This is a genomic window from Rhizobacter sp. Root404 (genome assembly GCF_001425865.1).
Lineage (GTDB): Bacteria > Pseudomonadota > Gammaproteobacteria > Burkholderiales > Burkholderiaceae_C > LMDS01.
In genome coordinates, this window is the sequence record NZ_LMDS01000005.1 from 911,340 (window position 1) to 936,294 (window position 24,955).

27 protein-coding genes and 1 tRNA gene are annotated in these 24,955 nt (G+C 69.5%); 12 read left to right on the plus strand and 16 right to left on the minus strand.

Features of this window, described 5'->3' with window-relative positions:
* Positions 1–22: 22 nt before the first annotated feature.
* The 6 genes from ASC76_RS18325 to uvrC all read right to left on the minus strand — a co-directional run bounded on the left by ASC76_RS18325 (position 23) and on the right by uvrC (position 4,586).
* Positions 23–98, minus strand: a tRNA-Val gene (locus ASC76_RS18325).
* 29 nt (positions 99–127) lie between these two features.
* Positions 128–400, minus strand: coding sequence for an HU family DNA-binding protein (locus tag ASC76_RS18330; protein ID WP_056469630.1), 273 nt, complete (start codon positions 398–400; stop codon positions 128–130).
* Between the two features lie 216 nt (positions 401–616).
* The gene (locus ASC76_RS18335; RefSeq protein WP_056471104.1) at positions 617–1,486 is read right to left on the minus strand and encodes a DMT family transporter; all 870 of its coding nucleotides are present in this window, start codon (positions 1,484–1,486) and stop codon (positions 617–619) included.
* A gap of 44 nt (positions 1,487–1,530) precedes the next feature.
* Complete coding sequence (gene pgsA / locus ASC76_RS18340) at positions 1,531–2,097, minus strand: CDP-diacylglycerol--glycerol-3-phosphate 3-phosphatidyltransferase (protein WP_056469632.1); 567 nt, start codon at positions 2,095–2,097, stop codon at positions 1,531–1,533.
* A 28-nt stretch (positions 2,098–2,125) separates the two neighbouring features.
* Positions 2,126–2,671 (minus strand): hypothetical protein, encoded by a 546-nt coding sequence (locus ASC76_RS18345; protein WP_056469634.1) that lies wholly within the window; start codon positions 2,669–2,671, stop codon positions 2,126–2,128.
* Positions 2,658–4,586, minus strand: coding sequence for an excinuclease ABC subunit UvrC (gene uvrC, locus ASC76_RS18350; RefSeq protein ID WP_056469637.1), 1,929 nt, complete (start codon positions 4,584–4,586; stop codon positions 2,658–2,660). The genes ASC76_RS18345 and uvrC overlap by 14 nt, the downstream gene beginning before the upstream one ends.
* A 37-nt stretch (positions 4,587–4,623) precedes the next feature.
* Here uvrC and earP point away from each other — a divergent pair, with 37 nt between their 5' ends.
* From earP to mnmC, 4 genes are all read left to right on the plus strand, one after another.
* A complete protein-coding gene (earP, locus tag ASC76_RS18355) occupies positions 4,624–5,664 on the plus strand; it encodes an elongation factor P maturation arginine rhamnosyltransferase EarP (RefSeq protein WP_056469639.1) in 1,041 nt (346 codons plus the stop codon).
* 94 nt (positions 5,665–5,758) lie between these two features.
* Complete coding sequence (gene efp / locus ASC76_RS18360) at positions 5,759–6,313, plus strand: elongation factor P (protein ID WP_056469642.1); 555 nt, start codon at positions 5,759–5,761, stop codon at positions 6,311–6,313.
* A 19-nt stretch (positions 6,314–6,332) separates the two neighbouring features.
* Complete coding sequence (locus tag ASC76_RS18365; protein WP_056469644.1) at positions 6,333–7,262, plus strand: heme-dependent oxidative N-demethylase subunit alpha family protein; 930 nt, start codon at positions 6,333–6,335, stop codon at positions 7,260–7,262.
* A 5-nt stretch (positions 7,263–7,267) separates the two neighbouring features.
* Positions 7,268–9,043, plus strand: coding sequence for an FAD-dependent 5-carboxymethylaminomethyl-2-thiouridine(34) oxidoreductase MnmC (mnmC, locus tag ASC76_RS18370; protein ID WP_157615825.1), 1,776 nt, complete (start codon positions 7,268–7,270; stop codon positions 9,041–9,043).
* On the opposite strand, the gene ASC76_RS18375 is transcribed toward mnmC, so the two are convergent.
* From ASC76_RS18375 to fumC, 4 genes are all read right to left on the minus strand, one after another.
* Positions 8,991–10,181 carry a hypothetical protein gene (locus tag ASC76_RS18375; protein WP_056469648.1) on the minus strand — a complete coding sequence of 397 codons (1,191 nt, stop codon included), beginning with the start codon at positions 10,179–10,181 and terminating at the stop codon, positions 8,991–8,993. The genes mnmC and ASC76_RS18375 overlap by 53 nt on opposite strands.
* A gap of 64 nt (positions 10,182–10,245) precedes the next feature.
* Complete coding sequence (locus ASC76_RS18380; protein WP_056469654.1) at positions 10,246–10,431, minus strand: hypothetical protein; 186 nt, start codon at positions 10,429–10,431, stop codon at positions 10,246–10,248.
* A 104-nt stretch (positions 10,432–10,535) separates the two neighbouring features.
* Entirely contained in the window at positions 10,536–11,195 is a 660-nt protein-coding gene (gene rpiA / locus ASC76_RS25935) for a ribose-5-phosphate isomerase RpiA (RefSeq protein WP_056469659.1), read from the minus strand.
* 9 nt (positions 11,196–11,204) lie between these two features.
* Complete coding sequence (fumC, locus tag ASC76_RS18390; RefSeq protein ID WP_056469662.1) at positions 11,205–12,608, minus strand: class II fumarate hydratase; 1,404 nt, start codon at positions 12,606–12,608, stop codon at positions 11,205–11,207.
* A 77-nt stretch (positions 12,609–12,685) separates the two neighbouring features.
* Here fumC and ASC76_RS18395 point away from each other — a divergent pair, with 77 nt between their 5' ends.
* The 3 genes from ASC76_RS18395 to ASC76_RS18405 are packed head-to-tail and all read left to right on the plus strand — an operon-like array spanning position 12,686 to position 16,022.
* Positions 12,686–13,732: a quinone-dependent dihydroorotate dehydrogenase gene (locus ASC76_RS18395; RefSeq protein WP_056469664.1), complete on the plus strand. Its 1,047-nt coding sequence runs from the start codon at positions 12,686–12,688 to the stop codon at positions 13,730–13,732.
* A complete protein-coding gene (gene cls, locus ASC76_RS18400) occupies positions 13,729–15,111 on the plus strand; it encodes a cardiolipin synthase (protein WP_056469667.1) in 1,383 nt (460 codons plus the stop codon). Before ASC76_RS18395 ends, cls begins: the two co-directional genes overlap by 4 nt.
* Before the next feature lie 23 nt (positions 15,112–15,134).
* Positions 15,135–16,022, plus strand: coding sequence for a hypothetical protein (locus ASC76_RS18405; RefSeq protein WP_056469674.1), 888 nt, complete (start codon positions 15,135–15,137; stop codon positions 16,020–16,022).
* A 1-nt stretch (position 16,023) separates the two neighbouring features.
* Here the strand turns inward: ASC76_RS18405 and ASC76_RS18410 are convergent, their stop codons facing one another.
* From ASC76_RS18410 to ASC76_RS18420, 3 genes are read right to left on the minus strand one after another with little or no spacing between them, the layout of a single operon-like run.
* On the minus strand, positions 16,024–17,244 hold the full coding sequence (locus tag ASC76_RS18410) for a LanC-like protein (RefSeq protein ID WP_056469676.1): 1,221 nt from the start codon (positions 17,242–17,244) through the stop codon (positions 16,024–16,026).
* Positions 17,245–17,265: 21 nt separating this feature from the next.
* Positions 17,266–17,904, minus strand: coding sequence for a 3-oxoacid CoA-transferase subunit B (locus ASC76_RS18415; protein ID WP_056469680.1), 639 nt, complete (start codon positions 17,902–17,904; stop codon positions 17,266–17,268).
* Positions 17,905–17,906: 2 nt separating this feature from the next.
* On the minus strand, positions 17,907–18,614 hold the full coding sequence (locus ASC76_RS18420; RefSeq protein WP_056469683.1) for a CoA transferase subunit A: 708 nt from the start codon (positions 18,612–18,614) through the stop codon (positions 17,907–17,909).
* A 109-nt stretch (positions 18,615–18,723) separates the two neighbouring features.
* Here ASC76_RS18420 and ASC76_RS18425 point away from each other — a divergent pair, with 109 nt between their 5' ends.
* Together ASC76_RS18425 and ASC76_RS18430 are read left to right on the plus strand one after the other, a co-directional pair.
* Positions 18,724–19,158: a PaaI family thioesterase gene (locus ASC76_RS18425; protein ID WP_056469686.1), complete on the plus strand. Its 435-nt coding sequence runs from the start codon at positions 18,724–18,726 to the stop codon at positions 19,156–19,158.
* A gap of 2 nt (positions 19,159–19,160) precedes the next feature.
* A complete protein-coding gene (locus ASC76_RS18430; protein ID WP_056469688.1) occupies positions 19,161–19,718 on the plus strand; it encodes a LuxR C-terminal-related transcriptional regulator in 558 nt (185 codons plus the stop codon).
* 9 nt (positions 19,719–19,727) lie between these two features.
* Here the strand turns inward: ASC76_RS18430 and ASC76_RS18435 are convergent, their stop codons facing one another.
* Genes ASC76_RS18435 through ASC76_RS18445 form a run of 3 tightly spaced genes read right to left on the minus strand, consistent with a single transcriptional unit; the run spans position 19,728 to position 21,615 of the window.
* The gene (locus ASC76_RS18435; protein WP_056469698.1) at positions 19,728–20,147 is read right to left on the minus strand and encodes a thioesterase family protein; all 420 of its coding nucleotides are present in this window, start codon (positions 20,145–20,147) and stop codon (positions 19,728–19,730) included.
* A 14-nt stretch (positions 20,148–20,161) separates the two neighbouring features.
* Positions 20,162–20,830, minus strand: coding sequence for a YceH family protein (locus tag ASC76_RS18440; protein WP_056469700.1), 669 nt, complete (start codon positions 20,828–20,830; stop codon positions 20,162–20,164).
* 2 nt (positions 20,831–20,832) lie between these two features.
* A complete protein-coding gene (locus ASC76_RS18445; RefSeq protein WP_056469706.1) occupies positions 20,833–21,615 on the minus strand; it encodes an SDR family oxidoreductase in 783 nt (260 codons plus the stop codon).
* A gap of 150 nt (positions 21,616–21,765) precedes the next feature.
* Between ASC76_RS18445 and ASC76_RS18450 the strand changes: the two genes are divergently transcribed.
* The 3 genes from ASC76_RS18450 (at position 21,766) to ASC76_RS18460 (ending at position 24,954) form a co-directional block, all read left to right on the plus strand.
* Entirely contained in the window at positions 21,766–23,451 is a 1,686-nt protein-coding gene (locus tag ASC76_RS18450) for an electron transfer flavoprotein-ubiquinone oxidoreductase (RefSeq protein ID WP_056469709.1), read from the plus strand.
* 9 nt (positions 23,452–23,460) lie between these two features.
* Positions 23,461–24,021, plus strand: coding sequence for a GNAT family N-acetyltransferase (locus tag ASC76_RS18455; RefSeq protein ID WP_056469712.1), 561 nt, complete (start codon positions 23,461–23,463; stop codon positions 24,019–24,021).
* A gap of 84 nt (positions 24,022–24,105) precedes the next feature.
* Entirely contained in the window at positions 24,106–24,954 is an 849-nt protein-coding gene (locus ASC76_RS18460; RefSeq protein ID WP_056471106.1) for a phosphate/phosphite/phosphonate ABC transporter substrate-binding protein, read from the plus strand.
* The last annotated feature ends 1 nt before the right edge of the window (position 24,955 follow it).

Here is a 24,955-nt window from a genome sequence, read left to right on the forward strand (position 1 = left end):
CCGAATCGGGTGGCCGTTCGGGTGGTGGGTGCTGAGGGGTTCGAACCCCCGACCTACGCCTTGTAAGGGCGCCGCTCTACCAACTGAGCTAAGCACCCGCGAGCCTGTTGCGCGGACCGGGAGTCGATCAGTTGACCGCGTCCTTGAGCGCCTTGCCGGGCCGGAACTTCGGCACCTTGGCGGCCTTGATCTTGATCGTCGCGCCGGTCCGCGGGTTGCGGCCGCTGCGTGCCGCACGCTTGCCCACACTGAAGGTGCCGAAGCCGACGAGCGAGACAGTGTTGTTCTTTTTCAGCGTGGTCTTCACACCGCCGATCACCGCTTCCAGGGCGCGCGATGCGGCCGCCTTGGAGATGTCGGCCTGCTTGGCGATGTGCTCGATCAACTCGGATTTGTTCACGGGCCATTCCCCCTCTAAAGGTATTTCACGAAGAATTCGGGTGGGTGTTCGGAGCGTGTGCGCTGACGCGGCAGCTCCGGACGATTACAGCCGCGCCCTCACTCAGTGTCAAGCGCGGAAGCGGATTCTATTCGTAATCCACGCCCGGTTTATCGAGGAGATGCGCGTGCTTTCTCGCTTGACATGGCGACGTGCGCGCCGCGGCATTGCGCGGCATCAAGCGGTGCGCGTGGGCGTTCGCACGACGAGCGCCACACCGCTTGCGGTCAGCACCATGCCGAGCGCCATGCTCCACGTGAACGCTTCGCCGAACAGCAGCCAGGCCAGCGCCGCGGTGCATGGCGGCACGAGATACATCAGGCTGGTGACGGACGTGGCCGCGCCGCGCTGGATCAGCAGATAGAGCAACGAACTGCCGCCGAGCGTCAACGCCAGGACCGACCACGCCATCGCCCCGATCATCTGCGGATGCCACACGACGGGCTCCGTCTCGAACAGCGCCAGCGGCGCGCTGACGGCGAGGGCCGCGAGCAACTGGATCGCGCTGGCACTGCGCACGTCGCACGGTGCGACGAAGCGCTTCTGGTAGAGCGTTCCGATCGTGATGCTGAACAGCGCGAAGATGGCCAGCGCCAGGTTCCAGTGCGTCACCTCGCCGCCGCCGAGCTTGTGCCACACGACCAGCGTCAGCCCGCCCAGGCCGAGCGCCAGGCCGAGCCACTGCTGCGGCAGCACGCGTCCGTGCGAATCGCCGTTGCCGCGGCTGGACCAGGACATCCACAGCGCGGTCAGCACCGGCTGCAACCCGACCAGCAACGCGACCGTCCCCGCGCCGATGCCGGCTTTCACTGCCGCCCAGACACCGCCGAGGTAGCCCGCGTGCAGCAGCATCCCGACGACCGCGAGATGGCCCCACTGCGCGCGCTCTCGCGGCCACGGCACCTCGGCCCACCAGACCCACCCGAGGAAGCACAGCAGCGACAGGCCATAGCGCATCGACAGGAACGTCAGCGGCGGCGAATGCGGCATGCCGAAGCGCGCGACGACGAAACCGGTGCTCCAGATCAGCACGAACACCCACGGCATGGCGCGGACGAGCGCACCGCGCGGGTCGGCCGCGGCCGTCACGGCTAGCGGGCCTTGGCGCGGATTTCCGGGAGCGCCTTCTGCAGGTAGTACACCATCGACCAGATCGTCAGCACCGCGGACGCGTAGATCAACCAGGTGCCCCAGACCTGCGTGTCGATCACGCCGAAAAGCCGGCCGTGGAACAACAGGAACGGGATCGCGACCATCTGCACGACGGTCTTGACCTTGCCGAGCATGTGCACCGCGACGCTGCGCGACGCGCCGATCTGCGCCATCCACTCGCGCAGCGCAGAAATGGCGATCTCGCGACCAATGATGATCAGTGCGATCAGACTTTGCACGCGATCGAGTTCGACCAGCACCAGCAACGCGGCGCAGACGAGAAATTTGTCGGCCACCGGATCGAGGAACGCGCCGAACGACGAGGTCATGTTGAGCCGCCGGGCGAGGTAGCCGTCGGCCCAGTCGGTCAGCGCGACGATCACGAACAGCACCGTCGCGACGAGGTTGCGGTCGGGCTCGGCCAGCGGCAGCTGGAACACGCCGACGATCAGCGGGATCGCGACGATCCGCGCCCAGGTCAGCAGGGTCGGCAGGTTGAAGAACATCTCGCCATTGTCGCCCCAGTTCGAGCGCTCACTGGTCGAGCGTGCGCGGCTTGAACTTGCGCTCGTGATTGAAGAGGAAGGTCTCGGTGAAGCGCCACGGCTTCGGCAGGCGCGAGACGTCGCCGAACGGGGCCGCACGGTACACCGCCGCTTCGGCGAGCTTGGACGTGTCCTTGGCTTCCTGCGGGTGCCGCAGGAAGACGATCCGGCGAACGCTGCCGTCGCCGTTCAGCTCGATCTCGAGCACCGGGATGCCGAGCAGGGGCTCGGGCGGGACACCCATGTAGGTGCCGTTCGGATTCGCCGCGACCAGGCGGTGCGCGGCCTGCAGCCGGACCTCGGTCCAGTTGCGCACCGGGCCGGGCGGCGGCAGTTTCACCGGCACGTCGGAGGCGGTGGCCGCTTTCGCTGCGGCAGCGACCGGCTGCGCCGGCGTTGCAGTCGGCGTCGGCTCGGCAGTGCGCGCGGCGGGCGACGGCGGCGGCGGCGCCGAGCACCCCGCCATCAGGCCCAGACTCGCCAGGCCCACCCGCAAGCGCGTCTCGAGGGCGCGGCGGCGATCAGTGAAGGACACGATAGATTTCCTCTGCCAGTTCTCTCGAGATGCCGTCGACGCTCTGCAGGTCTTCGACACTCGCATTGCCCACGCCGCGTACACCGCCGAAGCGCTGCAGCAGCTTCGCACGCTTTTTCGGCCCGATGCCGGCGATGTCCTCGAGCTTGCTGCCGCCGGTGCGCACGCTGGCGCGCCGCGCGCGCATGCCGGTGATCGCGAAGCGGTGCGCCTCGTCGCGGATCTGCGCGACCAGCATCAGCGCGGCCGAGTCGCGCCCCAGGTAGACCTTCGGGCGGCCGTCGGCGAACACGAGTTCCTCGAGGCCCACCTTGCGGCCCTCGCCTTTCTCGACGCCGACGATGCGCCCGAGGTCGATGCCCAGTTCCTCGAACACCTCGCGCGCCATGCTGACCTGCCCGCGTCCGCCATCCACCAGCACCAGGTCCGGCAGGCGCGCCTCGCCGCGGCTCGCGGCCTCGGCCAGCTTCGCGTAGCGGCGCGTCAGGACCTGTCGCATCGCGGCGTAGTCGTCGCCACCGGTGATGCCTTCGATGTTGTAGCGGCGGTACTGCGCGCTTTGCATCTTGTGGCCTTCGAAGACCACGCACGAGGCCTGGGTCGACTCGCCGGCGGTATGGCTGATGTCGAAGCACTCGATCCGGAACGCGTCCATGTTCTCGACCGCGAGATCGAGCGCCTCGACCAGCGCCCGCGTGCGCGCCTGCTGCGAGCCCTCTTCCGCCAGCAACTGCGCGAGCTTGAGCTGCGCGCCCTTGATGCACATGTCCAGCCACGCCCGGCGCGGCTCGCGCGGCTGGTGCTGGGCCGTGACCTTGATGCCGCTCTGCAGCGACAGCGCCTCGATCAGCGTCTTGTCGACCGCGTGGCTCAGCACCAGCAGCGGCGGCACGCCGCCATCGAGGTAGTGCTGGGCGATGAACGCCTCCAGCACCTGCACCTCGGGCGAGACCGATGCCGGCACGGCGGCCTCGTCGTCCTCCGGCCCGAAATCCATCACCTCGTCGACGTGCTTGGGGAAATACGGCCGATCGCCCAGGTGGCGGCCGCCGCGCACCATCGCCAGGTTGACGCAGGCGCGGCCGCCCTCAACCTTGACGGCCAGGATGTCGGCATCCTTGGTGGTCACACCGGTGTTGTCCTCCACCGATTGCTGGTGCAGCACGCGCGACAACGCACCGATCTGGTTGCGGATCTCCGCCGCCTGCTCGAACTTCAGCGCCTGCGCGTACGCCATCATCTGCGCCTGCAGGTCGTCCATCAATTCCTGCTGCTCGCCGACCAGGAAGCGCTCGGCGTGGTTCACGTCATGCGCGTAGTCGTCGGCCGAGACCAGGTTCACGCACGGCCCGGAGCAGCGCTTGATCTGGTAGAGCAGGCACGGCCGGGTGCGGTTGGCGAACACGGTGTCCTCGCAGGTGCGCAGGCGGAACACCTTCTGGATCATCTGGATCGATTCCTTCACCGCCCACGCGCTCGGGAACGGACCGAAATAGCGGTGCTTCTGGTCGACCGAGCCGCGGTAGTAGGCGACCCGCGGGAACAGACCCGAGACGATCTTCAGGTACGGGTAGCTCTTGTCGTCGCGGAACAGGATGTTGTAGCGCGGCGCGAGCGTCTTGATCAGGTTGTTCTCGAGCAGCAGCGCCTCGGCTTCCGAGCGCACCACCGTCGTCTGCAGCCGCGCGATCTTCGTGATCATGTGGCCGATGCGCGTGCCGCCGTGGTTCTTCTGGAAGTAGCTGGAAACGCGCTTCTTCAGGTCGCGCGCCTTGCCCACGTACAGCACCGCGTCCTGCGCGTCGAAGTAGCGGTAGACGCCGGGCAGGTTCGGCAGCGCGGCCACCTCGGCCAGCAGCTGCGCGCGGGCCGCGTCGTGCGGCACCTGCGCTGAAGTGGAAACGTCGTCGGTCATCGAGCGCGATTGTGCCGCCGCTCCGGATAATGACCCGATGCAATGGGATCTGTTCTGCCGCGTCGTCGACAACTTCGGCGACATCGGCGTCTGCTGGCGCCTCGCCGCCGACCTGGCCGGGCGCGGCGAGCAGGTGCGACTGTGGGTCGACGATCCGACGGCGCTGCAGTGGATGGCACCCGCTGGCGCGCGGGGCGTCGCGGTGCGCGACTGGGCTGCGAGCGAAGCGATCAACGCGCCGGGGGACGTCGTGATCGAGGCCTTCGGCTGCGAACTGCCCGAATCCTTCGTGCGCCGCATGGCCGGCCGCGGTCGACCGCCGACTTGGATCAACCTGGAGTACCTCAGCGCCGAGCCGTATGTCGAACGAACCCATCGCCTGGCATCCCCGCAGACCCAGGGCGCAGGCGCCGGGTTGCGCAAGTGGTTCTTCTATCCCGGCTTCACGCCGCGCACCGGCGGGTTGATCCGCGAACCCGAACTCGCGACGCGGCAGGCGGCGTTCGATGCGACCGCCTGGCTGGCGGCGCAGGGCGTCGCGCGACAAGCCGACGAACGCATCGTCAGCCTGTTCTGCTACGAGCCGCCGGCCATCGATGCGCTGTTCGACCAGCTGGCGCGCCAGCCGACGCTGCTGCTGGCGACCGCCGGACCAGCGTCTCGCCTCGCGCAGGAGCGCCTCGGCGGCGCGCTGCGGCGCGGTGCGCTGCGGGCCCATCTGCTGCCGCGGCTGACCCAGCGCGACTATGACCACCTGCTGTGGGCCAGCGACCTGAATTTCGTGCGTGGCGAGGACTCGTTCGTGCGCGCGCAATGGGCGGCCCGCCCGTTCGTGTGGCACATCTATCCGCAGCACGACGATGCGCACGTGGCCAAGCTCGAGGCGTTCCTCGATCGCTTCGGCGCGAATACCGACCTGCGCGCGCTCTGGCGGGCCTGGAATGGCGCGGCCGCCACACTGCCGCCGTTCCCGGACGCGACCGACTGGCTCCGAAACTGCCGACAGTGGCGCGATTCCCTGCTCGCCCAGGCGGACCTGACCTCCCAGCTGCTCGGTTTCGTCGCCGAAACACGCTAAAATCGAGGGCTTTTCGCGCACCAGAGTCTTTCGGCTCCGCGTGTGCGAGTTCAGGCGCAGCGTCGCGCCACCCCCACCGCATACGGAAACAGCTATGAAGACCGCAATGGAATTTCGCGCCGGCAACGTCATCATGCAGGGCAAGGACCCGATGGTCGTGCTGCGCACCGAGTACAGCCGCGGCGGCCGCAATTCGGCCACCGTGCGCATGAAGCTGAAGAGCCTGCTGTCGAACTCGGGCACCGAAGTCGTCTTCAAGGCCGACGACAAGCTCGACCAGGTCGTGCTCGACAAGAAGGAGTGCACCTACTCGTACTTCGCCGATCCGATGTACGCGTTCATGGACGCCGAGTACAACCAGTTCGAGGTCGAGTCCGAGAACATGGGTGACGCGATCCAGTACCTCGAAGACGGCATGCCGGTCGAAGTGGTGTTCTACGACGGCAAGGCGATCTCTGTCGAGCTGCCGACCAGCCTGGTCCGCGAGATCACCGACACCGAGCCGGCCGTCAAGGGCGACACCTCGGGCAAGGTGCTGAAGACCGCGAAGATCGCCACCGGCTTCGAGATCTCGGTGCCGCTGTTCGTGCAGACCGGCGACAAGGTCGAGATCGACACCCGCACCCACGAGTACCGCAAGCGCGTCTGACGCGTTGACGGAGGGCCGCATGGCCTTCGATTTCAGCGCCGTCGCCGCCCCGTTCCGGATGCAACCGGGCCTGCGGCGCATCGCACCCGGCACGGCGCCGCTGACCCCGAACCGTCCCGGTTCGGCGGCCCTGATCGAAAAGACGGCGGTGCTGCGCGACCGGCCGCTGACCGCCCTGCTCACGGCGCCCGGCTTCGACGCCGGCCCCGCGCTCCACGCGCTGCTCGACCGGGCGCTGCGCGATCACCCCGATGCCTTCGACTGGGATGGCGACCTGGCGTTCGACGCCGGGCTGCTCGGCTGGTCCGTGCGCGGCACAGAGGTGCAGGGCGACGGTGATCCGGCGATCGGCGCGGTGCTGCGCGCGCTGCCGGCCGCGTGGCGCCTGCCGGGCCTGCTCAGCCTCGCGCTCGCGGAAGACCTTGCCGTCATCGATGGGCGGACGGCGCACATCCCCTGGCTCGCCGTGTGCCTGCCGTCGCGCTGGGCGCCGGCGGACAAGGTCGGGCGCCACTTCGCCGAGGTCCACGCGCCCGTCGCGGACAACCAGCTCCTGATCACCGCCGCCGACCACCTCGCGCGGCTCGTCACCGGCAGCGAGCGCTGGGAACGCTTCGTCTGGAGCGTCGCCAGCGACGCGCGCCTGTCGCAGCATCCGGACCATGCGCCGCCGGTGCGTTGGCGGGTCGATGCGGACGCCGACACGCTTGCGGCGACCGCGACGTTGCGCACCGAGCACCAGACCTTCCTCCCCGTCCCGGGGGCGCAGCAGGCGGTGTTCACGATCCTGGTCGAGTGCCGGCCACTGGCGACGGCGATCGACGCCGCGCCGCGGGCACAGGCGCTGCACGCGGCGCTCGCGAGCATGAGCCCGGCGGTGCTGGACTACCGCGGGCTGGCGCCGGCGCGCGACCGCCTGCTCGCCTGGCTGGCCGCGCGCAGCACGTGACGACGATGCATCGCTGGCAGGGTCGCGAACGGTTCGTCATCCTCGCCACCGCGTTCGGCGCCGGGGACGCGTTCCTCGATGCCTGGCAAGCCTGGCGCGACGACCCGCAGCGCTGCGAGCGTCTCGTCTACATCGCCATCGAGCCCGAACCGCCGACGCGCGACGCACTGGGCGCCGCCCAGGACGCCGCGTCGCCGCTTGTCGAGGCATTGCGCGCTGCCTGGCCACCGCTGACGCCGAACCTGCATCGGCTGTCGTTCGATCACGGCGCGGTCGAGCTGCTGCTCGCCATCGGCGGGTTGCGCGCCTGGCTGCCTGAGTTGGTGGCCACCGTCGATGCGTTCGACCTGGCCACGCTCCCGTCGGATTCCGATGCGCGCCTGGCCAAGGCGTTCGCCCGGCTCGCCGCACCGGACGCGATGCTCGTCGCGATCGGCCACCCGCCGGCGTGGGGCGCGGCGTTGTCCGCCGCGGGCTTCAACGTCGACATCGAGCAGCAGGCCGGACGCGGGGCGATCCACGCGCGCTTCGCCCCGGCGTTCAGGCCGCGGCGCGCCCCCGCGCGCATGCCCGCGCAACGTGCCGAGGGCGAGCGCCACGCCGTGATCGTCGGCGCCGGCCTGGCCGGTTGTGCGGCCGCCTGGGCCCTCGCCGCGCAGGGCTGGCGCAGCACGCTGCTCGACCGACACGACGCGCCCGCCACCGAGGCCTCGGGCAACCCGGCCGGCCTGTTCCACGGCATCGTCAACGCGCAGGACGGCCTGCACGCGCGCTTCAATCGCGCCGCCGCGCTGGCCGCTCGCGGCGCGGTGCAGGCGGCGGTCGACGCCGGCGTGCCCGGCAGCGCGCGCGGCCTGCTCCGCCTGGAAACCACCCTGACCGTGATGCAGATGCGCGCGGTGCTGCACCGGCTCGCCCTGCCCTGCGCCTACGTGGAGGCGCTGGGCGCGGACGAGGCCGGCGCCCGGGCCGGCCTCGCGCTCGACCATCCGGCGTGGTTCTATCCGGGCGGCGGCTGGGTCCAGCCCGCCGGGCTGGCGCGCCACTTCGTTGCCCGCGCCGGCGACCGCGCGGCGTGGCGCGCGCACGCCGAGGTGCAGCGGCTCGAACGCATCGGTTCAGGTTGGCGCCTGCTCGACGCGAGCGACAACACGCTGGCCGAGGCGGCCACCGTGGTGCTCGCGAACGCCGCCGACGCGTTGCGCCTGATCGGCGCGGCCGACTGGCCGATCGACAGCGTGCGTGGCCAGATCAGTGTGGCCGATGCGTCCCGCTTGGCGACGCCGCGGGTGCCGATCGCCGGCCGCGGCTACCTGCTGCCGGCGATCGGCGGCGAAGCGATGTTCGGCGCGACCGCACAACCCGGCGACGCCGATCCGGCGGTGCGCGAGGCCGACCACGTCGCCAACCTCGCGCAACTCGCGCGCCTGACCGGCCAGCCGGTCGAGCTCACGCCGGCCGACCTGCGCGGTCGCACCGGGTGGCGCTGCAGCGCCCGGGACAAGCTGCCGCTGATCGGCGCCGTCCCCGAACTCGCGCCGCAGGGCGCGCGGCTCGAACAGCCGCGCCAGGTGCCGCGTCAACCCGGCCTGTTCCTGTTCGCCGCGCTCGGCTCGCGCGGCGTGACCTGGAGCGCGCTCGGCGCGCAGGTGCTGGCGTCGTGGGTCACCGGTGCGCCGGCGCCGGTGGAAGCCAGCCTGCTCGATGCGCTCGACCCGGCCCGTTTCGTCAGCCGCCGGGCGCGGCGCGGGCCGAATCGCCCGCCATCCAGCCGCGAATGACGCCGTAGACGCGCGGGTGGTTCAACAGGGCCATGTGGCCGAGACCCGCGAGTTCCACGCGCTGCACGTCGCCGCCGAGTTCGTCGGCCGACGCACTGCCGGCACGGACCAGCCCATCACCGAGCCAGCGGCCGACCAGCGTGCCGAGCCCGGTTTCGCCCGGGTCGGCGAGCGTGCCGAACACCAGCCGCAGTGCGGGTGCCGGCGCCGTCTGGCCTTGCAATCCCCGTCGCAGGTCCTTGATGCCGCGGCTGCGGGCATTCGCGACCCGCGCGAGCGGCCGGGTCACGTCGGACACGTCGAGCGCGGCCGCGGCGGCATGGCCCAGACCGGCCAGCGGCGCGCCCTGGTGCGGTGAGCCAAGGCAGACGATCGTGCTGACGCGCGTCGCCCAGTCGAGCCCGCCGTCGGTCGCGAGCGCATGCGCGCGCCGCGCGACCAGGCCGCCCATGCTGTGGCCGACCAGCACCCACTCACGCACCTGCGGCGCCGCGGCGGCCGCGCGTTGCATCAGCTCGGCCAGGTGTTGCGCGTTCTGATCGACCGCGAGGCCGGTGTTGTAGCGCAGCCAGAGTGCGCCGATGCCCAGTTCGCTTTCGAGGAGTTCGCCGTAGGTGACGCCCTCACCGGGCGGGTGGCGCGCGGCCCACGGCGAATCGGCCCACGCGTCCTGACGCAGGCGCCAGCTGTGCTCGTCGCAGGCCAGGCCGTGCAGGAAGATGCAGGCCCGTGACGGCAAACCCGAAAGCCGCTCCCGCGTCACCGGCCCGTCGCGCTCGCGCAGGCTCATCTGCACGGCCAGCGCGCTGCCCGCGGCTGCCAGCGTGTCGCCGACCGCGCCGTTGAGCGCGCTGCGAAAGAACTGTTCCTTGGGACCGGGCGTGCGCGCCGGATCGTCCACGCGCCGCTCGATGCCACCGGCCAGCGCGAAGGCGGCGCTGCCGCCATGCCGCACCGCGGCGTAGACGCCCTGCGTGATCGCGTCGTGGACGCCCTGCACGATGCGGGTCGGCATCGACAGGCCAGGAACGCGCAGGAGACTGTCGAAGGTCTTGCCGGCGATCGCCTGGTGCATCTCCTGCACCCGCGACGCGGTCGCCTGGAAACCGGCGTTGAGGGTGGGCGCGTACGCGGCCACCGGCGATGCGGCAGGTGGCGCTGGCGCCGCGGCGTCCGCTGCGGGTCGGCGGCGCCGCGTCACGTCATGGGGCCGGCGCCTGCCCGTCGACAGGTTGCGCCTCGGCGCTGGTGTCTTCGTCCGCGGGCGCGTCGTCGCTGCCCGGTTCGCCCGCCTTGCGACCGGCCTTCTCCTTCAGCTTCTCTTCTTTCTTCTTCTTCTTCGCCAACTCGCGCTGGCGCTTCTCGAACGAATAATTTGGTTTGGCCATGGGCCGTCCTTTGTGTCAGTGCCGGGTCCGGCGCCCGCGCGGGTGCCGAGGCCCGAGGTTACGCGCTTTTCGGTCGCACTCGGCCGCCGGCGCGCACCCGCGGCTCAGAAAGTCAGCGTCCGCACGCCCTGTGCAGTGCCCAGCAGACACAGATCGGCCTTGTTGCGCGCGAAGATGCCGACGCTGACAACACCCGGCCACTGATTGATCTCGCGCTCCATCGCCGCGGGATCCGTGATCGCGAGGCCGCGGACGTCGATGATCTGGCCGCCGTTGTCGGTCACCACGCCGGCACGCAGCGCCGGCTCGCCGCCGAGCGCGCGCACGCGGCGCGCGATCTGCGCCGCCGCCATCGGGATCACTTCGATCGGCAGCGGGAAGCGACCCAGCGTCGTCACCAGCTTGGATTCGTCGGCGATGCAGACGAATCGCGCCGCGATGTCGGCCACGATCTTCTCGCGCGTCAGCGCGGCACCGCCGCCCTTGATCATGTGGCCGGCGTGGTCGATCTCGTCGGCGCCGTCGATGTAGACGGCGAGCGACTCGACCTGGTTGGCATCGAGCACCTCGATGCCGAGCGCCCGCATCCGCTCGGTGCTGGCATGCGAGCTCGACACCGCGGCCTTGATCGGCACCGGCATTTTCGCGAGCGCGTCGATGAAGCAGTTCACCGTCGAGCCGGTGCCGACGCCGATGATGCTGCCGGGTTCCACGTAGGCCGTCGCGGCCTGGCCGACGAGGGCCTTGAGTTCGTCCTGGGTCATGGGCTGCGATTATCCGACCATCGCCTCGGGCCTCACCCAGAGGTCGAACTGCTCGGCCGTCACGAACCCCGAGGCCAGCGCCGCCTCCTTCAGGCTGAGGCCCTGCGCGTGCGCGGTCTTCGCGATCTTGGCGGCCTTGTCGTAGCCGATGTGCGGGTTCAGCGCCGTCACCAGCATCAGCGAGCGGCCGACCAGCTCGCCGATGCGGGCGCGGTCGGCCTCGATGCCGCGCGCGCAGTGCTCCTCGAAGCTGAGCGCACCATCGGCCAACAGCCGCATGCTCTGCAGCAGGTTATGGATGATCAGCGGCTTGAACACGTTGAGCTCGAAGTTCCCCGACGCGCCGCCGATGTTGACCGCCACGTCGTTGCCCATGACCTGCGCGGCCAGCATCGTCAGCGCCTCGCACTGGGTCGGGTTGACCTTGCCCGGCATGATCGAGCTGCCGGGCTCGTTCTCGGGGATGGTGATCTCGCCAAGGCCCGAGCGCGGGCCGGACGCGAGCCAGCGCACGTCGTTGGCGATCTTGGTCAGCGATGCGGCCACGGTCTTCAACGCGCCGTGCGCGAACACCATCGCATCGTGCGCGGCCAGCGCCTCGAACTTGTTCGGCGCCGATTCGAACGAATAGCCGGTCGTGCGCGCCAGTTCCGCCGCGACGCGAACGCCGAATTCCGGATGCGCGTTCAGCCCGGTCCCGACCGCCGTGCCGCCGAGCGCCAGTTCGCGCAGGTGTGGGCGGGTCGTGCGCAGATGCCGGATGCCATGGTCGATCTGCGCGACCCAGCCGGAGATCTCCTGCCCCAGTGTCAGCGGCGTCGCGTCCTGCAGGTGGGTGCGGCCGATCTTGACGACGTCGGCGAACCCGTGCGCCTTGGCGGCCAGCGTCGCGCGCAGCGTGTCGAGCGCGGGCAGCAGCCGGGCTTCCAGCGCGGTCAGCGCCGCGACGCTCATCGCCGTCGGGAACACGTCGTTCGACGACTGGCCGCGGTTGACGTCGTCGTTCGGGTGCACCAGCCGCGCCTCGCCGACCGGACCGCCGAGCAGCTGCGAGGCGCGGTTCGCCAGCACCTCGTTCATGTTCATGTTGGTCTGGGTGCCCGAGCCGGTCTGCCAGACCGAGAGCGGGAACTGCGCGTCGTGCCGACCCGCGAGCACTTCGTCGGCGGCCGCGACGATCGCGTCCGCCTTCGCGGCATCGAGCGCGCCGAGTTCGCGGTTGACGAGCGCGGCACTGCGCTTGACGAGCGCCAGCGCGCGGATCAGTTCGGGCGCCATGCGCTCGGACGAGATCGCGAAGTGATGCAGCGAGCGCTGCGTCTGTGCGCCCCACAGGGCGGTGTCGGCGACGGCGATCTCGCCGAAGGTGTCGCGCTCGAAGCGGTGCGGTTCCACGGGGTGGTGCGAGCTCATAAAGGTTCCCTGAAAAGCGGGTAGGACGTGTCCGACGACGCAGTATGACGCGACTTCCACTGCGACAATCTGCAACCATGTCGCTGCTTCCCTATGCCCTCGCCCGCCCTTTTCTGTTCGGTCTCGATCCCGAACGCGCCCATGATCTGACGCTCGATTCGATCGCGCGGATGCAGAACACCCCGCTGCAATGCGTGTGGTCGCAAAACCGCGTCGACGACCCGGTGGTGCTGGCCGGTCTGAAGTTCCCGAACCGCATCGGACTGGCGGCCGGCCTCGACAAGAACGGCCGCTGCATCGACGGCCTGGGTGCGATGGGCTTCGGCTTCATCGAGGTCGGCACCGTGACGCCCAAGGCCCAGCCCGGCAATCCGAAGCCGCGCATGTTCCGCCTGCCCGAGGCGAACGCGCTGATCAACCGGCTCGGCTTCAACAACGAGGGACTGGACGCCTTCATCGCCAACGTGAAGCGCGCGCGCTTCCGCGCCAACGGCGGCATCCTGGGCCTGAACATCGGCAAGAACGCGGCCACGCCGATCGACGACGCGGCGTCCGACTACCTGCTGTGCCTGGACGGCGTCTACCCGCACGCCGACTACGTGACGCTCAACATCTCGAGCCCGAACACCAAGAACCTGCGCGCGCTGCAGGGCGACGACGCGCTCGATTCGTTGCTCGGCGCGGTGCAGCAGCGCCGCGAGCAACTCGCGGCGAAGCACGGCCGCCGCGTGCCGGTGTTCCTGAAGATCGCGCCCGACCTGGACGAGGCGCAAGTCGACGCGATCGCCGCGACCTTGAAGCGCCACGCGATCGACGGCGTGATCGCAACCAACACCACGATTGCGCGCGACGCCGTCAAGCACCTGGCGCATGGCGACGAGGCCGGCGGCCTGTCGGGCGCGCCGGTGTTCGCGGCGTCGAACCGCGTGATCGCCCAGCTGCGTGCGGCACTCGGCAGCGCCTACCCGATCATCGGCGTCGGCGGCGTGATGAGCGCCGCCGATGCGCGAGCCAAGGTCGCGGCCGGCGCCAACCTGGTCCAGCTCTACACCGGCTTCATCTACCAAGGCCCGGCGCTGGTCGCCGCCGCCGCACGCGCGTTGGCGCAGAAAGTCCCCGCATGACCCGCTGGCTCCCCCGCTGGATGCTCGTCGCCTCGATCCTGCTGCTGGGCGGCTGCACCGCACTGCCGCGCGTCGTGCCGGACATGGCGCGCGGCAGCGGCGAGCCGCAGCTGCAGGGCGGGCGCGGCCCGCTGTCGGCGGCTCGCAGCAAGCAGATCCTCGAAGGCCTGCGCGCCGGCGGCAAGGAGACCGATGTCCTCGACCGCCATCTCGCGCTGGAAGCCGCCATCAGCGACAGCCCGTTGGTCGCCGGCAACCGCGTCGCGCTGCTGCTGGACGGGCCGGCCACGTATCAGGCGATGTTCGCGGCGATCGAGGGCGCGCGCGACCACATCAACATGGAGACCTACATCCTCGAGGCCGACGAGGTCGGCCAGCGCTTCGCCGCCGCACTGATCGCCAAGCAGCGCCAGGGCGTCACGGTCAACCTGATCCGCGACAGCGTCGGCACGCTGAGCACCCCGAAGGAGTTCTTCAAGACACTGACGGACGCCGGCATCAACGTGGTCGAGTTCAACCCGGTCAACCCGCTTACCGCCAAGGCCGGCTGGGAGGTGAACCAGCGCGACCACCGCAAGCTGCTCGTCGTCGACGGCCAGACCGCGTTCCTGGGCGGCATCAACATCAGCAGCGTCTATTCCGGCGGCTCGTTCAGCCAGGGCTCGAAGAACGACCGCCCCGGCAACAAGCAGCCCTGGCGCGACACCGACCTGCAGATCGACGGCCCGGTCGTCGCCGAGCTGCAGAAGATGTTCATCGCGACCTGGGAGAAGCAGAAGGGCAAGCCGCTAGCGCCGCGCAACTACTTCCCGAAGCTCACGCGGCAGGGCAGCGAGGTCGTGCACGCACTCGGCGGCTCGCCGGACGAGCCCTACAGCGTGATCTACGCGACGCTGATCTCGGCGATCGATTCGGCCGAGACCGAGATCCTGCTGACCAACGCGTACTTCGTGCCCGACCCGCAGCTGATCGCGTCGCTCAAGGGCGCGGTGGCGCGCGGCGTCGACGTGAAGATCGTGCTGCCCGGTGCGACCGACTCCGCGCTGGTGTTCCACGCCGGCCGCTCCTACTACGACGAACTGCTGGCCGGCGGCATCAAGATCTACGAGCGCCAGAACGCGCTGCTGCATGCGAAGACGGCGCTGATCGACGGCGTCTGGTCCACGGTCGGCTCGACCAACCTGGACTGGCGCAGCTTCCTGCACAACCAGGAGGTCAACGCGGTCGTGCTCGGCAAGGAGTTCGGCCAGCGCATGCGCGCGGCGTTCGACGACGACCTGGCCCAGTCGAAGCAGATCACGCTCGAGCAGTGGCAACGGCGCTCGCCGCTCGAGCGCGCCAAGGAGACGTTCGGGAGGATCTGGCAGTACTGGCTCTGACGAGACACCAAGGAGACAACGCGATGAACACCTCATGGAAGCACGCCGCCGGGCTGGCGCTCGCCCTCGCGCTGGCGCTGATCGCACCGGTCCACGCCCAGGACGCGGCGGGCCTGAAGGCTCGGCACGACAGCCTGAAAGAGAAGCTCGCGAACAACCCGTTCCAGCGGCCGCTGGTGCTGGAATCGGCCCAGTCGTCGGGCGATCTGAAGGGCGACGTCTACGCGGTGGTCGATCAGCCGTTCACGCTCGTCGGCCCGGCGCTGCAAGGCATGGAGCATTGGTGCGATCTGCTGATCCTGCACCTGAACGTGAAGGGCTGCACCTTCACCGGCAAGCCGCCGGCCGAGGTGCTGAGCCTGGTCGTCGGCCGCAAGTTCGACCAGCCGCTCGACGACGGCTACAAGGTCGCCTTCAACTACACGATGCCGGCCGCGAGCGCGGACTACCTGCGGGTCCAGATGAGCGCCGACGACGGGCCGATGGGCACGAAGAACTACCGGCTCGCGCTGGAGGCGATCCCGCTCGACGACAAGCGCAGCTTCGTGCACATGTCGTACGCCTACGGCTACGGCACCGCGGCGCGGCTGGCGATGCAGGCCTACCTGGCCACGGCCGGGCGCGACAAGGTCGGCTTCAGCGTCACCGGCAAGGGCGAGGACGGCAAGCCGACCTACATCGACGGCGTGCGCGGCGTGGTCGAGCGCAACACGATGCGCTATTACCTCGCGATCGAGGCCTACCTCGGGTCGATGGCCAGCCCGGCCGGTGACCGCCAGGAGAAGCGGCTGCGCGACTGGTTCGACGCGACCGAACGCCACGCGCGGCAACTCCACGAGGTGGAACGCGACGAGTACCTGAAGATGAAGCGCAACGAAGTGCAGCGGCAGCGGGCTGCGACGCCGCGCTGAATCAGAAGCTGTCGAGCGCCGGCAGATCCGGGTCGACGCGCAGGCAGGCCGACAGGTAGATCGCCAGACCGAGGTCGCCGGTCCACAACGACGGCACGCGGCAGCCGTACTGCGCGGCGAGCGCGTCGGACTGCCGGATCGCGTGCATCGCGAAGGCGCGCGCACGATCCAGCCAGACGCTCTCGCGCGTCACCGCGTGCAGCTTCAGGAACGCATAGCCGTTGCCGTCGGTGCCGTGGCACAGGCCCGGCCGCTTGACCAGCGGGCCGGCCTGCCAGACCAGCTCGCCGGCCTCGACCAGCATCGCGCGCAGCGGCGCCGACTGCGTCCCGGCCAGGCGGCAGATGATGCCAGGGCCGCCGTGGCAGTCCTGCACCATCGGGCGCGGCGGGTAGCCGAAGAACGCGCGGTCGAACATCGGCTCCCAGTGCACGAGGCCGGGCTCGCGCACGGCCGCCACGTCGAGCGTGTCGGCGGCCCGCGCCTCGAACGCGGCCACGACCGATGGATCGAGCCAGCGCGCGCCGCGGATCACCGGAAACAGGTTGCCGGCGAATCCGTGGCCGGCACCGAGGTAGTGACTGGTCTTGCCGTAGAGCTGCTGGATCCAGATCCAGACCTCGCGATCGGGGTGCGCGCTGTGGCGTACCGGACTCATCTGCGACCACAGGATGTCGATGCCGCGGCGGAACAGCGCGTGCCAACGCGCCTCGCCGGTCGCCTCGAGCATGTGCAGCGCCGCGACCAGCGTGCCGGGCGAGCCCCACAACGCTTCGAGCGCCTTGTTCTCGAGGTTGCTCTCGACCAGCGCGAACAGCTCATCCGCGACCGCGGGCGAGCGGTCCTGCGACCACTGCAGCAGCAGCACCGCCGAGTGGCCGAGGAAGTACGACGGCCATTCGGATTCGTTGGCATCGATCCAGCGCCGGCTGTGCTCGTGCAGACCCGTGACGATCGGTGCGAGGTCGAGCTCGACCCGCGCGACGCCGTGATCGCGCAGGCGCCGCAGCGCCCAGACCACGCCCGCTGCGCCGTTGTAGAGCATCGGCTGCGGCACTGCCGCGTCGCCCTCTTCGCGCTCGCGCGGGTGCGAGGGCCAGAGCGTGGCCGGATCGAAGCGCTCGCAGATGTCGTCGGCGATCGCCTGGATCGCCGCGCGCACCGGCGCCTCCTGCCACGGCGTCGCCATCAGGGTTTCGTGGCGCGCCGGGTCGTGCAGCATCGCGGTGGCCGGCGTCGGCGGTCAGAGCACCGGCACGCCCGTCTTCGATTGCAGCTCTTCGCGGGTCACGCCGTCGGCCAGTTCGACCAGCTGGAGCCCGGCGGGCGTGACGTCGAGCACCGCCAGGTCGGTGATGATGCGATTCACCACGCCCACGCCGGTCAGCGGCAGCGTGCACTCGGGCAGGATCTTCAGGTCGATCGTGCCGTCCTTCTTCTTCGCGACGTGCTCCATCAGCACCAGTACGCGCGCGACGCCGGCGACCAGGTCCATCGCGCCGCCCATGCCCTTGACCATCTTGCCCGGGATCATCCAGTTGGCCAGATCACCCTTGGCGCTGACCTGCATCGCGCCGAGGATCGACAGGTTGATCTTGCCGCCTCGGATCATCGCGAAGCTGTCGTGCGAGCCGAAGATCGACGAACCCGGCAGCGTCGTCACGGTCTGCTTGCCGGCGTTGATCAGGTCGGCGTCGACCTGGTCCTCGGTCGGGAACGGGCCGATGCCGAGCATGCCGTTCTCGCTCTGCAGCCAGACCTCGATCTCGGGCGAGACGAAGTTCGCGACCAGCGTCGGCAAGCCGATGCCGAGGTTCACGTAGAAGCCGTCTTGAAGCTCTTTGGCGGCGCGAGCAGCCATTTGGTCGTGTGTCCAGGCCATGTTCAGGCTCCCGCTTTCTCGGTGATGGTGCGCTTCTCGATGCGCTTCTCGGGGTTCGCGTTCAGCACGATGCGGTGAACGTAGATGCCGGGGAGGTGCACGGCATCGGGATCGAACGACCCCGTCTCGACGATCTCCTCGACCTCGACGATCGTCGTCTTGCCGGCCATCGCGCAGGCCGGGTTGAAGTTGCGCGCGGTGCGGCGGAAGATCAGGTTGCCGCTCTTGTCGGCCTTCCACGCCTTGACCAGCGCCACCTCGGGCACCAGCGCCCGCTCCATCACGTAGACGTGGCCGTCGAACTCGCGCGTCTCCTTGCCTTCGGCCACCAGCGTGCCCACGCCGGTCTTCGTGAAGAACGCCGGGATGCCGGCGCCGCCGGCGCGCAGCTTCTCGGCCAGCGTGCCCTGCGGCGTGAACTCGAGCTCGAGTTCGCCGGCCAGGTACTGGCGCTCGAACTCCTTGTTCTCGCCGACGTAGCTCGAGATCATCCGCTTGATCTGGCGCGTCTCGAGCAGCAGCCCGAGGCCGAAGCCGTCGACGCCGGCATTGTTCGAGATCACGGTCAGGCCCTTGACGCCCGAGTCGCGCAACGCCTCGATCAACGCCTCGGGAATGCCGCACAGGCCGAAGCCGCCGACGGCCATCAGCTGGCCGTCCTTCACGACACCCTGGAGCGCGGCGGCGGCGCTGGGGAAGATCTTGTTCATTCGGATGACTCCTGGAGAAACGCGTGCGAGATGCAGCGCGGGAGCGTACTACGTATGGCATTACGTAGTCGTTACGTAGAATTGCCTAAGCATACTTCCGCAGCCTGCCATGACCGACACGACCGCCGCGCCCGCATTCGACACCGCTTTCCTCGACGACGCCTTGGCGAACGTGTTCGCCGACTGGGTCAAGCTGCTCGAGCTGCGCGTGATCGCCGCGAGTCCGGGTGAAGTCGTGCTCGGCCTGCCGGTCACGCCGCGCCACGTGCACGCCGGCGGCGTGATGTGCGGGCAGACGCTGATGGCGGCCGCCGACACCGCGATGGTGCTCGCGGTGATGACCCGACTCGGCGCGTTCCGTCCGATGACGACGGTGCAGCTGCAGACCACGTTCCTGCGCCCGGTGCCCGGCAACGCCGGCGAGGCGCGTGTGACGGCGACCGTGTTGCGCCTGGGCAGGACGATGGCCTTCGGCGACATCCGCATCACGACCGGCGACGGTGTCCTCGCCGCCCACGCGACCACGAGCTACGCCCTGCTCTGACCGTGACGGCACTCGACTACCGCACCGCCTTCGACCTGGCGCCGATCGGCCTGGTGCTGTCGCGCAACCGCCTGATGGTCGACTGCAACCGCGAGCTGGTGGAGATGTTCGGCACCACCCGCGAGGCGCTCGTCGGCCAGAGCTTCGAGCTGCTGTACCCGTCGCAGGCCGAGTTCGAGAACACCGGCGCGCGCATCGTCGCCAGCCTGAACGCCCGCGGCGGCTACGCCGACGAGCGCGTGATGAAGCGCCTGGGCGGCGCGCAGCGCGATGCCCTGTTCTGGTGTCACGTCTCCGGCCGCGCGCTCGACCCAGCCCAACCGCACGCGGCCGGCATCTGGTCGTTCGAGGACTTGTCGGCCAAGCGCCGCGTCGGCGTCGAGCTGACGCCGCGCGAGCGCGAGATCGCCGCGCTGCTGATCGACGGGTTGACCAGCAAGCAGATCGGCAAGCGGCTCGGCATCAGCCCGCGCACCGTCGACGTCTACCGCGCGCGGCTGATGAAGAAGCACCTCGCCAGCACCACGGCGGAGCTGGTGCACAAGCTGCTGCGCGCCTGAACGGGACGATCAGGCGATCAGCGCCCGCACCGATTCCGGCAGCGGCACCGACTTCTCGGCCGCGTAGTTGACCCACACCGTCTTCGCGCCGCCGGAGGCGCAGATCACGCCCGGCGCATCGGTGCGTTCCAGCGTCAGGTAGGTGTCGAAGCTGGTGCGGCCCGGGTTCGCGACATAGTGCTTCGCGAGCAGGTCACCGGGGTATTTGAGCTGGCGGATGAAGTTGCAGAACGCATTGACGATGACCGGGCCGTTGCCCTGCGCATCGGTCGCGCCGCCGACCTTGAACAGCCACTCCAGCCGCACCGACTCCATGTAGCGGAAGTAGATCGTGTTGTTGATGTGGCCCATCGCGTCCATGTCGCCCCAGCGCATCGGGATGATCATCTCGTGGGTCAGCTTCTTCTCGTCGGGCAGGTCGAATCGCATCGCTCTCGGATCCTTCAGGTGCGGGTCACGCCAAGTTCGGCATACAGGCGCTCGACCAGACCGCGCAGTTCGGTCAGCTCGGCCTGCATCGCGCCCTGCTGCGCCTTCAGCGCCACCAGTTCGCTGGCGGCGACGAAATCGGCCGAGTCGGCGGCGACCGGCATCGACGAGATGTCGACCGCGCCGCTGAGCAGATGCGCCCAGCGCGGCTCGCGTGCGCCCGGGGCGCGCGGCAGCTTGACGACCAGCGCGCCGCCCTTCTCGTTCGCCCGCGCCGCGAGCTCGTCGAGAAAACCTTCGACCGACGACAGGTCGGCGAACTTGTGCAACCGCTCGGAGGCCGTGCGCAGCTCCGACACCGTCTGCGGCCCGCGCAGCACCAGCGTGGCCAGCAGCGCGATCGATTGCGACGGCAGCGCGAGCGCCCGCCCCGCGTTGTGCTCGTAGCGCGTCACGCGCGAGCCGCTGGCCTCGAACACGAGGTTCAACGCCTTCAATGCCAGCACCGCGTCCTGCACTTCGGCTTCCAGCGCGTTCAGCACCGGCTCGCGGGCGGTCTTCTGGTTGCAGCCCAGCGTCAGCGAGTTGAGCGACAGCGGGTAGCTGTCGGGCACCGTGTGGGCCTTCTCGATCAGCACGCCCAGCACGCGTGCTTCCAGCAGCGACAGGGGCCGAAGCTGCATGCCTAGACGCCGAAGCCGTCGTCGGCCTGGATCACCGCGCCGTTGACGAAGTGGCTCTCGTTCGCGACCAGCATCATCAGCACCGCGTCCAGATCGGACGGCTGGCCGACGCGCTTGCGCGGCAGCATCTCGATCAGCTTGCGTCCCTGCTCGGTGCTCCACTGGTGGTGGTTGATCTCGGTGTCGATGTAGCCCGGGCAGATCGCGTTGACGTTGATGCCGTAGCGGCCCCATTCCAGCGCCATCGCGCGCGTCATGTGCACGACCGCCGCCTTGCTCATCGCGTAGACGCCGATCCGGCTCAGCGGCTTGATGCCGGCCATCGACGCGATGTTGACGATGCGCCCGCCGGTGAAGGTGCCGGGGGCCGCGCCCTTGGAGCGCGCGATCATCCGCTTGCCGACCTCCTGCGCGACGAAGAACGCGCCGCGGGTGTTGGTGTTGAAGACGTAGTCGTAGTCGTCCTCGGTGACCTCGGTCAGCAGCTGGGTCGTGCCGACGCCGGAGTTGTTGACCAGGATGTCGATCGTGCCCATCTCGGTCTCGGCATGCGCGACCGCCGACTTGATGCTGTCGCGGTCGGTCACGTCCAGCGTCACGACGTGCGCATCGCCGCCGTCGCCTTCGATCTCGGCGCGCAGCGTCTTCAGGCGCTCGATGCGGCGCCCGGCGAGCACCACGCCGGCGCCGGCCTTCGCGAGCGTCTTGGCGAACTGCTCGCCCAGGCCGCTGGACGCGCCCGTCACCAGCGCGACGCGGCCCGACAGATCGATGTTGTAGCTCATGTGCTCGTCTCTCCCACGGATGCGTGAATGCGCAGGCACGATAGCACGCAGCCGGTGTTGGGGAGCCTCCTCCAACCCGCGCGGCAAGGGGCTGTTCGGGGCGCCTGCGCGCCTAGAATCCACCGCCAATGACAACCCGAAGGAAGCCGCATGACGCCCGCTGAAATCCTTGCCGCACATGGCCCGCGCGAAGCGATGGAATACGACGTGGTCGTCGTCGGCGGCGGCCCCGGCGGCCTCGCCACGGCGATCCGCCTGAAGCAGCTCGCCGCCGAGCAGGGCAAGGAGATCTCGGTCGTCGTGCTCGAGAAGGGCTCCGAGCCCGGCGCCCACATCCTGAGCGGCGCCGTGATGGACCCGAAGGCGCTGACCGAGCTGCTGCCGAACTGGAAGGAACTGGGCGCGCCGCTGAACCAGCCCGTCACCGCCGACCAGGTGCTGTTCCTGAGCGAGACCGGCGCGTTCGACACGCCGAGCTTCCTGATCCCCGACTGCTTCCACAACGAAGGCAACTACGTCATCAGCCTGGGCAACGTGGTGCGCTGGCTCGCGCGGCAGGCCGAGGGGCTGGGTGTCGAGATCTTCCCGGGCTTCGCCGCGACGGAAGTGCTCTACAACGACAACGGCAGCGTCAAGGGCATCGCCACCGGCAACATGGGCGTCGACAAGAACGGCGAGCTCACCGGCGAGTTCCAGCTCGGCATGGAGCTGCATGCCAAGTACACGGTGTTCGCCGAGGGCGCGCGCGGCCAGCTCGGCCGCCAGCTGATCGCCAACTTCAAGCTCGACGCCGGCAAGGACCCGCAGTCCTACGCGATCGGCGTCAAGGAGCTGTGGGAGATCGACCCGGCCAAGCACCAGCCCGGCCTCGTGGTGCACACCGCCGGTTGGCCGATGGACCCGATGACCTACGGCGGCGGCTTCCTGTACCACCTCGAGGGCAACCTGGTGACGCTCGGGCTGGTCGTCGGCCTGGACTACCAGAACCCGTGGCTGAGCCCGTTCGAGGAGATGCAGCGCTGGAAGACGCACCCGCGCATCAAGGCGTTTCTGGAGGGCGGCAAGCGCATCGGCTACGGCGCGCGCGCCATCACCGCCGGCGGGCTGCTGAGCCTGCCGAAGCTGGTGTTCCCGGGCGGCGCGCTGATCGGCTGCGAGGCCGGCACGCTGAACGCCGCGCGCATCAAAGGCAGCCACGCCGCGATCAAGACCGGCATGCTGGCGGCCGATGCGGCGTTCGCCGCCGTCACCGCCGGTCGCCAGCACGACGAGCTGAGCGCCTACCCGCAGTCGTTCGAGACCAGCTGGCTGAAGGCCGAGCTCGACCAGTCGCGCAACTTCAAGCAGTGGTTCAAGAAAGGCGTGTACGTCGGCTCGTTCATGACCGGCATCGAGCAGTGGCTGCTGCCGATGATGGGCGTGAAGTCGCCGCCGTGGACGATCCACCGCACCGAGGCCGACCACACCCGCCTGAAGCCGGCCGCCGACTGCCCGCAGATCACCTACCCCAAGCCCGACGGCAAGCTGACCTTCGACCGGCTGTCGAGCGTGTTCATCAGCAACACCAACCACAACGAGCACCAGCCGGCGCACCTGACGCTGAAGGACGCGAGCATCCCGGTCACGGTGAACCTGGCCAAGTACGCCGGCCCCGAGAGCCGCTACTGCCCGGCCGGCGTCTACGAGTTCGTCAAGAACGCCGACAACACGGACCGCCTGCAGATCAACGCGCAGAACTGCGTGCACTGCAAGACCTGCGACATCAAGGACCCGACGCAGAACATCGTCTGGGTCGCGCCCGAAGGCGGCGGCGGCCCGAACTACGCCGGCATGTAGGCCGCGCGCATGAACGACGCGGCACGCCGCTTCCGCGAGGCGTTCACGCTGCGGGGCGGCAGCGTGGCGGTGGTGCGCGCGATCCGCCCGGACGACCGCGACCGGCTGCAGGCGGCGTTCCACGCGCTCGAACCCGAGTCGGTCTACCTGCGCTACTTCTCGTTCAAGCACGAGTTGAGCGAGGCCGACCTGGACCGCCTGTGCGACCCCGACTTCCACGAGCGGGTGGTGCTGGTCGTGACGCTGCCGACGGAAGCCGGCGAGATCATCGTCGGCAGCGGCGGCTACGTGACCTTGCCGGCGGCGACCGGTGCCCGCGCCGCGGAAGTGGCGTTCGCGGTCGAGGAAGACGTCCAGGGCCAGGGCATCAGCGGCAAGTTGCTGGACGTGCTCACCGCACTGGCGCGAGACGACGGTATCGAGCGCTTCGACGCCGAGGTGCTGGCCCGCAATCTGCCGATGCTGCGGGTCTTTGCCCGCAGCGGCCTGCCGATGACCGTGTCGCCCGAGGAGGACGGCGTAGTGCACGTGCAGCTGGCGCTGGCACCGATCGCGCCGTCGGCACCGTAACGTTTGATTGCACGGCCGCCCTTCGTCGCGGGCATGGCGCGCCGATAGAGCCGGTAGGCCCGTGGGGCGTCCTGGAGACAGATGATGATTCCGATTCGATCGGCCGTGCGCGTTGCCACGCTGCTGGGTGTGCTGATTGCCTCCGCCCTGCCCGCCTGGTCGCAATCGGCCCCGGAGCCGAACGAGATCGTGCTCGGCATCAGCGAGGGCACGTCCGGCGGCACCGACCACGCGCGCGTGATCGCCAAGTACGGCGATCTGGCGCAGGCGATCGGCGCGGCGGCCAAGCAGCAGGTGCGCGTCGTCTTCGTCCGCGAGTTCGCCCAGCTCGAGGAAGGCATGCGCAGCGGCCGGCTGAACTACGTGATGGCGCGGCCGAGCGACTTCCCGGCGCGCGGCATCCAGGACTATGGCTACCGCTATGTCGCCACCGCCAAGCCCGACGGCCAGTGCATGCTGTTCACCCGCAAGGGGTCGCCGATCAAGACGCTCGACCAGGCCAAGGGCCAGCGCTGGGTGCTGCCGGAGCAGGTCTCCTACATGGCGCGTTTCTGCACCGCCGAGCTGCGTGACCGCGGCATCACGGCCACGAGCGAGAAGGTGCAGTTCGTGCGCGAGCAGGCCGCGGTGAAGTTCTTCCTGGACAACGGCTTCGGCGATGTCGGTGCGGTGGCCTCGTACTCGGGCGCCCGCAAGGACTTCGAGAAGGACGGCGCGACGCTGATCCACAAGAGCATCGCGCAGCCCTATTTCCCGCTGATCGCCAACGCCAAGGTCACACCGGCGCAGATCGTCGCGATCCAGAAGGCGCTCGGGCAGCTGAAGGACACCGAGGCCGGCCAGGCGACGCTGCAGCGCATCGGCATCAAGGAGTTCGACACCGGCACCGAGCCGCAGCTGCGCGCGCTGCTGGGCTGGCTGGCGAAGAAGTAGC

Coding starts and splice junctions, on each gene's coding strand:
- cls (WP_056469667.1), top strand. CDS start 13,729: ATGACCCGCTGGCTCCCCCGCTGGATGCTCGTCGCCTCGATCCTGCTG.
- ASC76_RS18420 (WP_056469683.1), bottom strand. CDS start 18,614: ATGAACAAGATCTTCCCCAGCGCCGCCGCCGCGCTCCAGGGTGTCGTG.
- earP (WP_056469639.1), top strand. CDS start 4,624: ATGCAATGGGATCTGTTCTGCCGCGTCGTCGACAACTTCGGCGACATC.
- ASC76_RS18365 (WP_056469644.1), top strand. CDS start 6,333: ATGGCCTTCGATTTCAGCGCCGTCGCCGCCCCGTTCCGGATGCAACCG.
- rpiA (WP_056469659.1), bottom strand. CDS start 11,195: ATGACCCAGGACGAACTCAAGGCCCTCGTCGGCCAGGCCGCGACGGCC.
- fumC (WP_056469662.1), bottom strand. CDS start 12,608: ATGAGCTCGCACCACCCCGTGGAACCGCACCGCTTCGAGCGCGACACC.
- ASC76_RS18445 (WP_056469706.1), bottom strand. CDS start 21,615: ATGAGCTACAACATCGATCTGTCGGGCCGCGTCGCGCTGGTGACGGGC.
- ASC76_RS18405 (WP_056469674.1), top strand. CDS start 15,135: ATGAACACCTCATGGAAGCACGCCGCCGGGCTGGCGCTCGCCCTCGCG.
- pgsA (WP_056469632.1), bottom strand. CDS start 2,097: ATGTTCTTCAACCTGCCGACCCTGCTGACCTGGGCGCGGATCGTCGCG.
- ASC76_RS18460 (WP_056471106.1), top strand. CDS start 24,106: ATGATTCCGATTCGATCGGCCGTGCGCGTTGCCACGCTGCTGGGTGTG.
- ASC76_RS18410 (WP_056469676.1), bottom strand. CDS start 17,244: ATGCTGCACGACCCGGCGCGCCACGAAACCCTGATGGCGACGCCGTGG.
- efp (WP_056469642.1), top strand. CDS start 5,759: ATGAAGACCGCAATGGAATTTCGCGCCGGCAACGTCATCATGCAGGGC.
- ASC76_RS18440 (WP_056469700.1), bottom strand. CDS start 20,830: ATGCAGCTTCGGCCCCTGTCGCTGCTGGAAGCACGCGTGCTGGGCGTG.
- ASC76_RS18415 (WP_056469680.1), bottom strand. CDS start 17,904: ATGGCCTGGACACACGACCAAATGGCTGCTCGCGCCGCCAAAGAGCTT.
- ASC76_RS18335 (WP_056471104.1), bottom strand. CDS start 1,486: ATGCCGTGGGTGTTCGTGCTGATCTGGAGCACCGGTTTCGTCGTCGCG.
- ASC76_RS18395 (WP_056469664.1), top strand. CDS start 12,686: ATGTCGCTGCTTCCCTATGCCCTCGCCCGCCCTTTTCTGTTCGGTCTC.
- ASC76_RS18455 (WP_056469712.1), top strand. CDS start 23,461: ATGAACGACGCGGCACGCCGCTTCCGCGAGGCGTTCACGCTGCGGGGC.
- ASC76_RS18450 (WP_056469709.1), top strand. CDS start 21,766: ATGACGCCCGCTGAAATCCTTGCCGCACATGGCCCGCGCGAAGCGATG.
- ASC76_RS18435 (WP_056469698.1), bottom strand. CDS start 20,147: ATGCGATTCGACCTGCCCGACGAGAAGAAGCTGACCCACGAGATGATC.
- ASC76_RS18380 (WP_056469654.1), bottom strand. CDS start 10,431: ATGGCCAAACCAAATTATTCGTTCGAGAAGCGCCAGCGCGAGTTGGCG.
- uvrC (WP_056469637.1), bottom strand. CDS start 4,586: ATGACCGACGACGTTTCCACTTCAGCGCAGGTGCCGCACGACGCGGCC.
- mnmC (WP_157615825.1), top strand. CDS start 7,268: ATGCATCGCTGGCAGGGTCGCGAACGGTTCGTCATCCTCGCCACCGCG.
- ASC76_RS18425 (WP_056469686.1), top strand. CDS start 18,724: ATGACCGACACGACCGCCGCGCCCGCATTCGACACCGCTTTCCTCGAC.